Genomic DNA, 13,717 nt, shown 5'->3' with positions numbered 1-13,717 from the left:
GGTTTTTTTATTTAACTAGGAGGTTATAACAATGAGCGGAATTATAGCGACATATTTAATTCATGATGATTCACATCACTTAGAAAAAAAGGCGGAACAAATTGCACTCGGTTTAACAATTGGCTCTTGGACTCATTTGCCACATTTATTGCAAGAACAATTAAAGCAGCATAAAGGCAACGTCATTCATGTTGAGGAATTAGCTGAACATGAACATACCAATTCGTATTTACGTAAAAAAGTAAAACGCGGAATTATTAAAATCGAATATCCGCTATTAAACTTCAGTCCAGATTTACCAGCGATTTTAACGACTACATTTGGAAAGCTATCACTTGATGGCGAAGTAAAATTAATTGACTTAACTTTTTCAGACGAGTTAAAAAAATATTTTCCTGGTCCAAAATTCGGGATAGATGGTATTCGAAATCTTTTACAAGTGCATGATCGTCCCCTTTTAATGAGTATTTTTAAAGGAATGATTGGACGAAACATTGGGTATTTAAAAACACAATTACGCGATCAAGCAATTGGTGGTGTAGATATAGTAAAAGATGATGAAATATTATTTGAAAATGCATTAACACCACTTACGAAACGCATTGTATCCGGAAAAGAAGTTTTACAATCTGTCTACGAAACATACGGACATAAAACGTTATATGCCGTAAATTTAACAGGACGAACTTTTGATTTAAAAGAAAATGCAAAACGTGCAGTAGAAGCTGGAGCTGATATTCTATTATTTAACGCATTTGCTTACGGACTAGATGTACTACAATCACTTGCAGAAGATGATGAAATCCCAGTTCCTATTATGGCACATCCTGCTGTAAGTGGTGCTTATTCAGCATCCAAGTTATATGGAGTTTCATCTCCATTATTACTTGGAAAGCTACTACGTTATGCTGGGGCTGACTTTTCATTATTCCCATCTCCATACGGAAGTGTTGCGCTAGAAAAAGAGGAGGCTCTTGCTATCTCAAAATATTTAACTGAAGACGATGCATTTTTCAAGAAGAGCTTTTCTGTTCCGTCTGCTGGTATTCATCCTGGTTTCGTTCCCTTTATTGTACGAGATTTCGGTAAAGATGTTGTTATTAATGCTGGTGGCGGGATACACGGACATCCAAATGGAGCGCAAGGCGGGGGTAAAGCTTTCCGTACTGCAATTGATGCTACTTTGCAAAATAAACCGCTCCATGAAGTAGACGACATAAATTTGCATAGTGCACTACAAATATGGGGAAATCCCTCTCATGAGGTGAAACTATGAGTATTCAAGTATTTTGTGATTTCGATGGCACGATTACAAATAATGATAACATTATGTCCATTATGGAAAAATTCGCACCACCAGAAGCCGAAGAAGTAAAGAATAAAATTTTATCACAAGAACTATCCATTCAAGAAGGTGTTTCTCAATTATTTCAATTAATACCTACTAATCTGCACGATGATATTATTCAATTTTTAATAGAAACTGCTGAAATCCGTAGTGGTTTTCATGAATTTATACAATTCGTAAAGGAAAATAACATTTCTTTTTACGTGATATCAGGTGGAATGGATTTCTTCGTCTATCCACTCTTACAAGGAATCATTCCAAAAGAGCAAATTTATTGTAATGAAACAGACTTTTCAGCAGAGTTTATTACAGTTAAATGGCCTCATTCTTGTGATGATCATTGCCAAAATCATTGCGGATTATGTAAATCATCATTAATCCGTAAATTAAGTGATACAAATGACTTTCATATTGTAATTGGAGATTCTATTACTGATTTACAAGCCGCGAAACAAGCGGATAAAGTATTCGCTCGCGATTTTCTTATTACAAAGTGTGAAGAAAATCATATTGCTTATACACCGTTTGAAACATTTCAAGATGTGCAAGCTGAATTAAAACTTTTGTTGGAGGTGAAATTATGAAACAACTTTTTCGTCAATGGTATGACTTGAGCGAGATAAAAAAAGAATTAACAACACGAAATTGGTTCCCGGCAACAAGTGGTAATATTTCTATAAAGGTTAGTCATGAACCACTTACTTTTCTTATTACAGCAAGCGGTAAAGATAAAACAAAAACCACTCCAGATGATTTTCTATTAGTAGATCATGTAGGAGTTCCCATTTTAGAGACTGAATTACGCCCTTCAGCAGAAACAATATTGCATACACACATTTATAACAATACGAATGCCGGGTGTGTACTTCATGTTCATACAACTGATAATAATGTCATCACAAATTTATATAGTGATGCAGTCACACTTCAAAATCAAGAAATTATTAAAGCTCTCGATATTTGGGAAGAAGGTGCAACAATTCAAATTCCTATTATTGAAAACCATGCCCATATCCCAACACTTGGAGAAAACTTCCGAAAGCATATACAAGGAGATTCGGGAGCAATATTGATTCGTAACCACGGTATTACCGTATGGGGCCGAGATAGCTTTGATGCAAAGAAGAGATTAGAAGCTTATGAGTTTCTATTCCAATTTCATATAAAACTATTATCAATTCAAGGAGGCGTTTCTAATGGCGCAAATTCGTATTCATGAAGTAAATACTCGCATTGAAAATGAAGTGGAAGTATCTAAATTTCTACAAAAGGAAGGCGTTTTATATGAGAAATGGAATATTTCTAAACTTCCTACTCATTTAAATGAAAATTATTCTTTAACAGATGAAAACAAAGCTGAAATATTAGCTGTGTTTTCAAAAGAAATTGCTGATGTTTCAGCACGCCGAGGTTATAAAGCGCATGATGTAATTTCACTTTCAAATAGCACACCTAACCTTGACGAACTATTAATTAATTTTCAAAAAGAACACCATCATACTGATGATGAAGTTCGCTTTATTGTTAGTGGTCATGGCATCTTTGCCATTGAAGGAAAAGACGGAACATTCTTTGACGTTGAACTTGAGCCAGGTGATCTCATATCTGTTCCTGAAAATGCAAGACATTATTTTACTTTGCAAGATGATCGCCAAGTTGTAGCTATTCGTATTTTTGTTACAACTGAAGGCTGGGTTCCAATCTATTAAGGTAGTTAGTTGAATAAAAGGACTTGGATCCCCTTTTCCAAACTTTTATTCACTCTACATATATACATCCTCCTATGGAACAGGCTTATTTCATTTTGAAATAAGCCTGATTTTTTATTTACTTGAAAGTACCATTTCATCACAAATTTAACACCTTGATTTTTTCAAGTGCATTTTTTGAACATTTATTGAATTTTTTCTGAAAATTCTGTTTTATATGTGATATACTACAATTAACTAAGAAGGAAAAGAATATCGCAAACAGAGGGGGATAATCATGAGCTTACTTATCGCACTTATACTTGGAGTTACATGTGGAGCATTTCCTGTTATTTTAGGAGCTATTATGGAAGAGTTAGAAATTGGTGTTTTAGGATTTGTCGCATCTTGTGTAAGCGCTTTATTATTTGGTTTATTCGGCGCTATTCCTGTTTCAATTCTGTGTGCTTTTTATATAATACGCCATGCTCGTACAAAACAATTTGGTCCTAATCACATCGCACAAATTATCCCGTTCCCGGTTGAACGATGCCGCCGTGCTTCTAACTTATAATTATAAAAATTAAAGATGACTAAATAAATAAAAGTCCTCAAATGAGGACTTTTATTTATTTTCTTCTAGAAATTGAAACAATTCTTGTAGATGTAGGGCATCTTCACCATAGCTAACAGATACATGAAATATACCATCAATCTCAGCTTGCATATAAAGATCCACTCCATCACGATCATATTTCAATGCCAAATAAAACTCCATTTCTTCTAACATCTTTTTTGAGGTTCGAATTACATAATGCCCCTTCTCATCTCTTCCATATTCAAATTCTGGTTCAAAATCATATTTTTGTTTAAAAGCTTCTTTTTGTTTTTCATTGATTTGCATACAAGTAGCTCGCTGTAAAGTATCAATCATCTCATCAAACTTTTGAAAGTCCACCTCGTTTACCCCCTTATATATTTTTTATATAATACTTGTGTTCCACTATTTTCTTCGCCACCCTTAATTAACTCTTCATACAATTCTTTCGCCAAACTTAAGCCTGGAACTGGTAATTGTAATTTTTCTGCTTCCTCTAAAGCAATTTTCATATCTTTCATAAAATGCTTTACATAAAATCCTGGCTCAAAGTCTCCTTTTAACATTCGAGGAGCTAAATTACTTAATGACCAGCTACCTGCTGCCCCTGTTGAAATACTCTCTAACACTTTATCTGGATTCAGTCCAGCCTTCTTCGCGTAAGCAACAGCCTCACATACTCCAATCATATTGGAAGCAATCGCAATTTGATTGCACATTTTTGTATGTTGTCCACTCCCAGCCGGTCCTTGTAATTGAATGTTTGTTCCTAACTTTTCAAGTAAAGGTAAGCATCTATCATATATTTCTTTCTCTCCACCTACCATAATTGCGAGTTTTGCTTCTTTCGCGCCAACATCTCCTCCTGAGACAGGTGCATCTAACGTATATATTTTTTTGCTTTTTGCAACTTTATTAATACGTTTTGCTAAAGTAGGTGTAGATGTCGTAAAGTCAATTGCTATCGTACCTTCTTTTGCATGTTCTATAATTCCTTCTATACCAAAATACACTTCTTCTACATCATGTGGATATCCAACCATTGTCATTACAATATCAACTTGCTTCACTAACTCTTTTGGCGTATCACACCAATGTGCACCATCTTGTACTAAAGAATCTGTTTTTGCCTTCGTTCTATTATATACATATACTTTATGACCATCCTGCATTAAGTGATAAACCATACTTTTTCCCATTACGCCAATACCAATGAAACCTATTGATAAAGTTTTATGTTCCATTTTCTCATCCCCTTTGTTCTAATAAATCATTTACCATCTTTCGGAACTCTTTATTAAAGTCATCATCCATACTATTTTTCACATTTGAAAATAACATAACAAAAGTTCCTTTTTCTTTATTAAAATTATTGAAAGTGTTCCAACCAGATAATACACCATGATTATGAAAATAATCTGGATATATATAAAAACTAAATGCATATTTCCGTTCCGCTGAAGGTGAAAACATTGTTTGTATACTTTGTTCTGAAAGAAGTTTTCCATTTATAATTGCTTCGTCTAATTTCTTCATATCTCCAACTGTCGTATACATCTCACCACAACCATATAGCCAATCCATGCCTAGCTTTTGTGCTGGTACAAGCTCTTGATTTTTTTTCACATAACCCTTTGTAAAATTTTTATCTCCAGGCACCATATTTCCCATGCCGGATTCATACATATCTGCTTTTACAAATATACTTTCTTTTATGTAATCTCCTAAAGGTTTTTTCGATATATGTTCTATTATATAAGCAAGCACCATATAATTATAATCTGTATATCTCCAACCTGTTCCTGCAGGAAATTCTAAATTTTGACGTCCAATCCAATTAATTAACTGTAAACGGGAAGCAGCATTAACATTGCCTTTTGCGTGTTCAGGTAAACCAGAGGTATGCGTTAATAAATGATATAGCGTAATATTTTTATTCTCCGGAAATGAAGGAATATATTTATTTACATTATCTTGAATATTCAATTTCCCTTGTTCTTGCAACTGTAAAATAGATGTGGCAACCACTGTTTTCGTAATAGAACCGATACGATATTTTGTCTGAGGCGTATTTTCAATTTTATTTTGAACATCAGCATACCCATATCCTTTATTCAAAATAACATGCTCTTTATCTGTTACCAAAACTGTTCCATTGAATTGCTTTCCGACTAAATATTGATCTAATTTTTGAGATATGCTAGCATAATCAATTTGTTGCTCTTCTTTTTCTTCTATATTCCCTTGTACTTCCGATTCAATAGTAGGATTCACTTTAGTTGTTAATACAGTGTTTTCCTTTATATTGGGGCTAACAAGAAAATAGTATACCCCACCGCCAACTATAGCAGACAGTGAAGCCATGACCATTACTTTTTTTATCATATTGATCCTCCATAATTCCTTAGCTAAAAATTGTCCCCCTATTCTATTATCAAACAATAAAAAAAAATCGCAACAATTTGTTGCGAAAAATTACATTTTTTCTTTTCTATACACACATACTTGATTCTTCCCATTTTTTTTCGCTTCATATAATGCAATATCCGCTCGTTGCATTAATTCTTCTCTTGTAGTTCCTTGTTCATATAACGCAACTCCAAAGCTAGCTGTTAACTTTGAAATTCCAGTGAATTGCTTTGTTTCAATGAAGAATCGTAATGACTCCGCAACTTGAAATGCTTCCTTTTCTACTGTATTTGTCACTAATATAATGAATTCTTCTCCTCCCCATCTTGCAAATACATGTTGCTGCTCCACTTTAGATTTCATAAGCTCTGCAAGTTGTATTAATGCCAAATCGCCAAAATCATGACCATATGTGTCATTAACTGTTTTAAAATTATCTATATCAAATAAAATAATTGCTATTTTCTCATCAGTACGTATTACCTTTTCCCATTCTACCTCTAGTATTTGTTGAAACTTTAAACGATTATAAATCTCTGTTAATGAATCTATCATAGCAAGTCTTTCTTGTTCTTGATAGATTTCATCTAATTCTGTAATTTCCGTGCACTTTACAATAAATCTTGATAAATCTTCTGGCAATGGTGTCGCACGTAATAGAAAAGTAGATACTGTCCCTTCATAATTTAACATCTTAATTCTTCTACCGCTTGATAAAGTATCGTCTAGCCATGTTATATCATGCGTCGTCGAGTAGTATCCATTTTCTCTAATAAAATGTTCAGCAAATACTAAATGTTGCTCACGATAGGCAAACAAATTTTCATATCCGAAAAACGTTAAAAAATTTGTATTACAATCAACAATTTCATCATCTTCTACTATAAATAATAAATCATTTTGAAAATCAAACATCGTTTGAAGCAGTTCCTGTTGCAAACTAACTTGCCTTACTAAAGAAAGTTGATACAAACTCTTATTCACTTCTTCTAACACTGCTTGCGGAGTTACAGGGGCTATTACAATATTACGTATTCCTAATGCGAGTACATCTGTAAATTCTTTTGTTATTTGTTGATCCCAAATGACAATAAATGTACTTTGCAAGGTATACATATTCTTTATATATTTTATTTGAGAATAATCTGTTACATACATAATTATAATGTGCGGTTTCGTTCTTTGAAATAATAATTCGCCCTCTTCAAAACTATTTGCTATAAACATACATTTTGGATGAATATTTTCTATCGTTTGTTGATGTTTACATCCATTTTCTATATAAAGGACATTTAACTGCAAATCTTGTAACACATTTTGGAAAACCGTATTCTCTAATAAAAAATGTAGTATGTTCATCACTAGTCTTCACTCACTTCATATATCTTGTTCTACTGAATTCCTCACAAACATTTTTAAAAGACTATTACCCAATAAACTTTAATTTGTGAGAGATACATATTAACAAGCTAATTGAGAATGTTATCTTCCCTTTTCACTCTATAAATTCCTTTTTTAGTGTATGATTATAGGAATTATATCGTTTGTATGAATGCCCTAGCTTATTTCTTAAAACTTGACAATTAAAATAAAGATATTATATTCTTAAATTCGATAACTTACAAAATGTAAGTAATATATATTGCGTTTTCTCGATAATTTTATATGCAATTTGGAGGATATATAATGACAAACGACAACTTTTTTAACGTTCTATATGAACGCACATCTACACGTGCATTCAACCCAAATAAAGAAATCTCATCTACAGAATTACACGAGATTTTAAAAGCCGCAGCACAAGCACCTTCCGCTTGGAACTTACAACACTGGAAATTCCTTGTTTTTCAAGGTGAAGATGTACAAAAACGATTACACCCGATAGCTTATAACCAACAACAAATTCTTGATGCTTCTGCAGTAGTCGCTATTTTAGGTGATTTAGAAGCTTATAAAAATGTTGAGCCAGTATATGGTCCAATTGTAGAACAAGGATTTATGAAAGAAGAAGCAAAAGAACGCTTAGCTAAAAATATTGAATCTGCATATGCTCGTGAACAATTCTCAAGAGATGCTGCCTTTTCAAATGCATCTTTAGCAGCAATGCAACTTATGCTTGCAGCTAAAGCGACTGGTTGGGACACTTGTGCTATTGGTGGCTTTAATCCACAAGCACTGACAGACGAATTTAACGTTTCATCTCGTTACGTTCCAATTATGCTTATTACAATTGGTGAATCAACTTTAAAAGGCCACCCTGCACCACGTATGAGCGTAGAGCAAGTGAGCGAGTGGGCAAAATAATAAAAAACGAAGGTAACTACGTTGCCTTCGTTTTTTTATTTCCTGTCACACTTTTGTAATATTACTACAAATCATTCGACATTTATACTTATGGAAAAGTATATTCTATTCCCTCCTCATAAGTAAACGTGACGTTTCGTGTCGAATTTTGTTTAGGTATTGAAATATACCCGTGTATTTTTGTTACAATTGTGATACAATGATAACAAATAGATAACAAGAGAGGGATTTTCATTGAGTTCATACGGAAGCTTTATCGCACTTTTATGCTACATAGTAACTGTACTGCTTCTATATTTTATTGGTGATGCCGCAAACATCTCCATTTTACAATTCCCAAAAGAAGAAGCATTCCAATTAGAATCAGAAAAACATACTGCACGATCCATTGTACCACTACTCCTAGCTCTTCCTGTATATATCATCGTTTTATATAAAAGTAAAAAAGTGTAAAGGCTACCCATTTCATTTATTTCGGTGGTTTTTACATTTTTTTTGTTATATTACCCCTATTTTAAACATCATTCCATACTAAATACCCAGCTAGTCATTTAAAATGAGAAAATCTCCTAGAAAAAATTCCACTCTCTGTCCAGTCACTTACTACCGAACTTACATAGATTATAAGTGTGAAGGGGGTGATGAGGATTATGTTTGGATCATTTGGATGCTGTGATAACTTTAGAGACTGTCATCATCATGAAAGAGAGCGCGACCATCGTGAGAAGGAGAGAGAGGTTAAGCCACAACAACCAGCTGTATGTAACGTACTTGCTAGCATTTCAGTTGGAACAGAGCTTTCTCTATTAAGCGTTAAAGGTGTTGGATCTTTCAACAATGTAATTTTTGAAGGTTTCTGTAACGGTGTTGCTCTTTTCTCTGCTTTAGCTCGTAATAACAATGACAAAGACAATAAAGATAACAACAAAGATGATAAGCACAATCAAAACCGAAATACTTTTACTGGTATTTTACGTGTATGCCCATCTGATATCGTTGCTATCGCTATCTAATTCTGTACCTTATCCTCTAGTAAGAAAATAAGATTTACTTTTCTCATAGAAAAAACCTGAGACCGATTTCAATCGACTCAGGTTTTTTTATTACTTATATGCTTTTAACTAGTTCAACAACTTCTTCAGCAGTTGACATCATTAATGCTTTTTCTGCTAATGTTTCCATTTCTGTTTTTGACAACTTGCTTAGTTGTGTTCTTGCAGGAAGAATAGATGTTGCACTCATACTGAACTCATCTAAACCTAATCCTAATAATAATGGAATAGCAAGTGAATCGCCCGCCATCTCACCACACATACCAGCCCATTTGCCTTCTTTATGAGCAGCATCGATAACCATTTTTACAAGACGTAAAATAGATGGGTTATATGGTTGGTATAAGTAAGATACTTGTTCGTTCATACGGTCTGCAGCCATTGTGTATTGGATTAAATCATTTGTTCCAATAGAGAAGAAGTCAACTTCTTTCGCAAATTGATCTGCTAATACTGCTGAAGCTGGGATTTCAACCATCATACCAACTTCAATAGAATCAGAAACAGTTGTACCCGCTTCTACAAGTTTCGCTTTCTCTTCTAATAAAATTGCTTTCGCTTGACGGAACTCATCAAGAGTTGCAATCATTGGGAACATAATTTTTAAGTTACCGTATACGCTAGCACGAAGTAATGCACGAAGTTGTGTACGGAACACATCTTGCTCATCAAGACATAAGCGAATTGCACGGTATCCTAAGAATGGGTTCATTTCTTTTGGTAAATGTAAGTATGGAAGCTCTTTATCTCCACCGATATCAAGTGTACGAACAACGACTGGTTGACCCTCTTTTACACCTTCAAGAACTGCTTTATACGCTTCGAACTGCTCTTCTTCTGTTGGAAGATTGTCACGGCCCATGTATAAGAATTCTGTACGGTATAAGCCAACGCCTTCTCCGCCATTATCGATAATACCTTGTACATCATTTGGTGTTCCGATATTTGCAACAAGCTCAACGTGATGTCCGTCACTTGTTACAGTAGCTTGATCTTTTAATTTTGCCCATTCAGCTTTTTGCTCTTCAAATTTCGCTTTCTTTTCTTCAAACGAACGAAGAGTTTCTTCTGATGGGTTTACAATTACTTCTCCATCTAAACCGTCAATGATAACGATATCGCCGTTTTGGATTTTTTCCATAACAACTTTCGTACCAACAACAGCTGGAATTTCCATAGAACGAGCCATAATTGCAGAGTGAGATGTACGTCCACCGATATCAGTAGTAAAACCTTTTGCATACTTACGGTTTAACTGAGCTGTATCAGATGGTGTTAAATCTTCAGCAATGATGATTACCTCTTCAGAAATTGTACCAGGATTTGAGAAGTTAATTCCTAGTAAATGTGCAAGAACGCGTTTTGTTACGTCACGAATGTCCGCAGCACGTTCTTTCATATATTCGTTATCCATGTTTTCAAACATAGAAATAAACATTGATGCAACTTCATCCATTGCAAATTCAGCATTTACTTTTTCGCTATTTACTTTATCTTTTACTGGGTTTACTAGTTCTGGATCATTTAACACTAATAAATGTGCTTCAAAGATCGCAGCTTTGTCAGCACCTAGTTCAGCAAATGCGTGGTCTTTAATAGCTTCTAATTCAGTTTTTGCTTTCTCAAGCGCAGCGTCTAAGCGTGCAATTTCTGCAGCTTCGTTTGTAATTGATTTCTTTTCGATGTTAAATTCAGGATTTTCAAGTCTGAAAGCCTTTGCAATAGCAATCCCACTTGATGCAGCGATCCCTTGAATATTAAGAGTCATTATTCTCCTAATCCTTCGTTTTTCATAGTTTCTTCGATAGCTGCTAGTGCTTGAGCTGCATCATCACCATTTGCAGTGATTTTAATTTCTGCGTTTTGTTGAATGCCTAAAGACATAACGCCCATGATTGATTTTAAATTAACGTTCTTTCCGTTATACTCTAAGTTAATGTCAGAACCGAATTTGCTTGCAGTGTTTACAAGTAGAGTTGCTGGACGAGCATGAATTCCTGAGTCGCTAGTTACTTTAAAGATTTTTTCCATGATAATTTATCTCCTTTAAATTACAGTATTTTTTAGTTGTATAGACGTGAGTACTACACCATCTATTGTATATAATAGGCGATGTTCGGTCAACCACATCGCCTATTATAATTATAAACATTTTGCGTCAAATTCCTACTGAATGTCAATAATAGCGGTTTCGCCCTTCTTAACATTTCCATCTTTTTTCAATTCGACTTGTTGCCCTTGTTGTAAGTTTGTAAAGACAATTGGTGTAATGATAGATGGTGCATTTTCTTTTACAAATGCAAGATCTACTTTTAATAATGGTTGGCCTTGTTTCACCTTGTCGCCTTGTGCTACAAGCGCTTCAAAACCTTCACCATTTAATTTTACAGTATCAATACCAAAGTGGATTAAAATTTCTTTTCCGCCTTCAGATTGAATACCAATCGCATGTTTTGTAGGGAATACATTGACAATCTCACCATTAACTGGAGAAACTACTGTTCCTTCAGTTGGCTCAATTGCAAATCCATCTCCCATCATTTTTCCTGAGAATACTTGGTCAGGCACTTCTGTAATCGGTAAGATTTTCCCTTCAATTGGTGATACAATTGTTTCATTTTCATCAACTTTTTGAGGAGTTTCTTCCACTTTTACAGGTTCTTCTTTTTCAACATGAGGTGTACGGCCTGACATAATATCATGAATTTGTGATTTTAATGTGTCAGATTTCGGTCCGAAAATAGCTTGAATGTTATTTCCAACTTCAAGTACACCAGCTGCTCCAAGTTCTTTTAAGCGGTCTTTGTTTACATTCTTTTGTTCGTTAACTTGAACACGTAAACGAGTAATACAAGCATCTAAAGAAGCAATGTTTTCTTTACCACCAAGTGCTACTAATACTTCACGAGGAAGTTCGCCTGCTTCTGCTTTTCCTGCGCCGTCATTTGCATTTGCCACTTCACGACCAGGTGTTTTTAGATTCCATTTACGAATTGCAAAGCGGAATCCGAAGTAGTAAATAACTGCTAGTACAAGACCAACAATAATTACCCACCACCATGCTGTACGGCCTGGTAGTACACCGAATAATAGGAAGTCAATTAAACCACCAGAGAATGTCATACCAATTTTAACACCTAAAATTTGCATTGTCATAAATGATAGACCAGCAAATACAGCGTGAATTCCGAATAATACTGGCGCTACGAATAAGAATGAAAATTCAAGTGGCTCTGTAATACCTGTTAAGAAAGATGTTAATGCTGCAGAACCTAAAATACCTGCTGCTAATTTTTTATTTTCTGGACGTGCTTCATGGTACATTGCTAAAGCTGCTGCTGGAAGACCAAACATCATGAACGGATACTTACCAGTTGTAAATGTACCTGCTGTTAATTCTACACCGTCTTTTAACTGTGCCATAAAGATTTTTTGGTCACCACGGATTAATTCGCCAGCTGCATTTGTATACTGACCGAATTCGAACCAGAACGGTGAATAGAAAATGTGATGTAATCCAAATGGAATTAATGAACGTTCAATTAAACCGAATATAAATGCTGCGATTGTTCTATTTGCATCAATCATTTGATGTGAGAACGTGTTTAAGCCACCTTGAATGTATGGCCAAATGAAGCACATGATAATACCTACTATTAAAGAGAATGTTGCAGTTGCGATCGGTACGAAACGCTTACCTGCAAAGAAACCTAAGTATGATGGTAATTCAATGTTGAAGTATTTATTATAGCAATATGCCGCTACTATCCCGACGATAATACCACCAAATACTCCTGTTTGTAGCGTTGGAATACCTAATACGTTTGCATACGCTGGATCTGCAAATCCAATTTTTACTGGGTCTGCTCCAGAACTTGTTACTTTCACTAGCTTATCTACTTCTAAGAACACACTCATCGTTTTGTTCATAATTAAGTAGCCGACGAATGCTGCTAAACCAGCTACTCCGTCTCCACCAGCTAAACCAATTGCTACCCCAACTGCGAATAATAATGCAAGGTTAGCGAAAATAATATCACCAGATTGTTCCATAATTTTTGCAACCATTACGAACCAATCTGCTTTTAAAGCAGGAATAACATTTGTTAACTGTGGATTTTGAAATGCATTACCAAATCCAAGTAAAATACCTGCCGCCGGTAAAATCGCTACTGGAAGCATTAACGCTTTCCCGACTTTTTGAAGAACACCAAAGATCTTCTTAAACATGGAAACCCTTCCTCTCTTATCTATATTGATACCTTCCGACAAACGCCAAAAAGACATGAGGAAAAAAAGATAGAACGATAGCTATACA

Annotated in this window: 15 protein-coding genes; 8 read left to right on the top strand and 7 right to left on the bottom strand. The window is 34.7% G+C overall.

Translation table 11 applies throughout. The features are described 5' to 3' along the window. Positions 1-31: 31 nt before the first annotated feature. From mtnW to CGQ22_RS04465, 5 genes are all read left to right on the top strand, one after another. Positions 32-1,276: a 2,3-diketo-5-methylthiopentyl-1-phosphate enolase gene (gene mtnW, locus CGQ22_RS04485; RefSeq protein WP_000014170.1), complete on the top strand. Its 1,245-nt coding sequence runs from the start codon at positions 32-34 to the stop codon at positions 1,274-1,276. Further along, positions 1,273-1,932 carry a 2-hydroxy-3-keto-5-methylthiopentenyl-1-phosphate phosphatase gene (locus tag CGQ22_RS04480; RefSeq protein WP_000027462.1) on the top strand — a complete coding sequence of 220 codons (660 nt, stop codon included), beginning with the start codon at positions 1,273-1,275 and terminating at the stop codon, positions 1,930-1,932. Before mtnW ends, CGQ22_RS04480 begins: the two co-directional genes overlap by 4 nt. Then, entirely contained in the window at positions 1,929-2,567 is a 639-nt protein-coding gene (locus CGQ22_RS04475; protein WP_089148303.1) for a methylthioribulose 1-phosphate dehydratase, read from the top strand. The genes CGQ22_RS04480 and CGQ22_RS04475 overlap by 4 nt, the downstream gene beginning before the upstream one ends. Then, a complete protein-coding gene (locus CGQ22_RS04470) occupies positions 2,545-3,057 on the top strand; it encodes a 1,2-dihydroxy-3-keto-5-methylthiopentene dioxygenase (RefSeq protein WP_000057326.1) in 513 nt (170 codons plus the stop codon). The genes CGQ22_RS04475 and CGQ22_RS04470 overlap by 23 nt, the downstream gene beginning before the upstream one ends. Positions 3,058-3,334: 277 nt before the next feature. After that, complete coding sequence (locus tag CGQ22_RS04465; protein WP_000054659.1) at positions 3,335-3,610, top strand: hypothetical protein; 276 nt, start codon at positions 3,335-3,337, stop codon at positions 3,608-3,610. A 51-nt stretch (positions 3,611-3,661) separates the two neighbouring features. On the opposite strand, the gene CGQ22_RS04460 is transcribed toward CGQ22_RS04465, so the two are convergent. The 4 genes from CGQ22_RS04460 to CGQ22_RS04445 form a co-directional block, all read right to left on the bottom strand. Next, positions 3,662-3,994: a DUF3909 family protein gene (locus CGQ22_RS04460; RefSeq protein ID WP_000347327.1), complete on the bottom strand. Its 333-nt coding sequence runs from the start codon at positions 3,992-3,994 to the stop codon at positions 3,662-3,664. A 5-nt stretch (positions 3,995-3,999) separates the two neighbouring features. Beyond that, the gene (locus tag CGQ22_RS04455) at positions 4,000-4,878 is read right to left on the bottom strand and encodes an NAD(P)-dependent oxidoreductase (protein ID WP_000400427.1); all 879 of its coding nucleotides are present in this window, start codon (positions 4,876-4,878) and stop codon (positions 4,000-4,002) included. Positions 4,879-4,882: 4 nt separating this feature from the next. Next, positions 4,883-6,019, bottom strand: coding sequence for a serine hydrolase (locus CGQ22_RS04450; protein WP_000592900.1), 1,137 nt, complete (start codon positions 6,017-6,019; stop codon positions 4,883-4,885). A 90-nt stretch (positions 6,020-6,109) separates the two neighbouring features. Continuing rightward, a complete protein-coding gene (locus CGQ22_RS04445; protein ID WP_001023183.1) occupies positions 6,110-7,402 on the bottom strand; it encodes a GGDEF domain-containing protein in 1,293 nt (430 codons plus the stop codon). Between the two features lie 327 nt (positions 7,403-7,729). Here CGQ22_RS04445 and CGQ22_RS04440 point away from each other — a divergent pair, with 327 nt between their 5' ends. The 3 genes from CGQ22_RS04440 (at position 7,730) to CGQ22_RS04430 (ending at position 9,360) form a co-directional block, all read left to right on the top strand. Beyond that, positions 7,730-8,347, top strand: a complete 618-nt coding sequence (locus tag CGQ22_RS04440; protein ID WP_000180389.1) for a nitroreductase family protein — start codon at positions 7,730-7,732, stop codon at positions 8,345-8,347. A 234-nt stretch (positions 8,348-8,581) separates the two neighbouring features. Beyond that, positions 8,582-8,800 (top strand): hypothetical protein, encoded by a 219-nt coding sequence (locus CGQ22_RS04435; RefSeq protein ID WP_000100485.1) that lies wholly within the window; start codon positions 8,582-8,584, stop codon positions 8,798-8,800. A 197-nt stretch (positions 8,801-8,997) separates the two neighbouring features. Beyond that, positions 8,998-9,360, top strand: a complete 363-nt coding sequence (locus tag CGQ22_RS04430; protein WP_000468026.1) for a DUF3915 domain-containing protein — start codon at positions 8,998-9,000, stop codon at positions 9,358-9,360. Between the two features lie 94 nt (positions 9,361-9,454). Here the strand turns inward: CGQ22_RS04430 and ptsP are convergent, their stop codons facing one another. The 3 genes from ptsP to ptsG all read right to left on the bottom strand — a co-directional run bounded on the left by ptsP (position 9,455) and on the right by ptsG (position 13,629). Beyond that, positions 9,455-11,167, bottom strand: a complete 1,713-nt coding sequence (ptsP, locus tag CGQ22_RS04425; protein WP_000174208.1) for a phosphoenolpyruvate--protein phosphotransferase — start codon at positions 11,165-11,167, stop codon at positions 9,455-9,457. After that, complete coding sequence (gene ptsH / locus CGQ22_RS04420; protein ID WP_000411080.1) at positions 11,167-11,430, bottom strand: phosphocarrier protein HPr; 264 nt, start codon at positions 11,428-11,430, stop codon at positions 11,167-11,169. Before ptsH ends, ptsP begins: the two co-directional genes overlap by 1 nt. 135 nt (positions 11,431-11,565) lie before the next feature. Then, entirely contained in the window at positions 11,566-13,629 is a 2,064-nt protein-coding gene (ptsG, locus tag CGQ22_RS04415; protein WP_000473174.1) for a PTS glucose transporter subunit IIABC, read from the bottom strand. Positions 13,630-13,717 lie beyond the last annotated feature (88 nt).

The organism is Bacillus sp. M13(2017) (assembly GCF_002218325.1).
Taxonomy (GTDB): domain Bacteria; phylum Bacillota; class Bacilli; order Bacillales; family Bacillaceae_G; genus Bacillus_A; species Bacillus_A thuringiensis_K.
The sequence above is the reverse complement of the archived record's forward strand: the minus strand, read 5'-3'. Positions and strand labels throughout refer to the sequence as shown.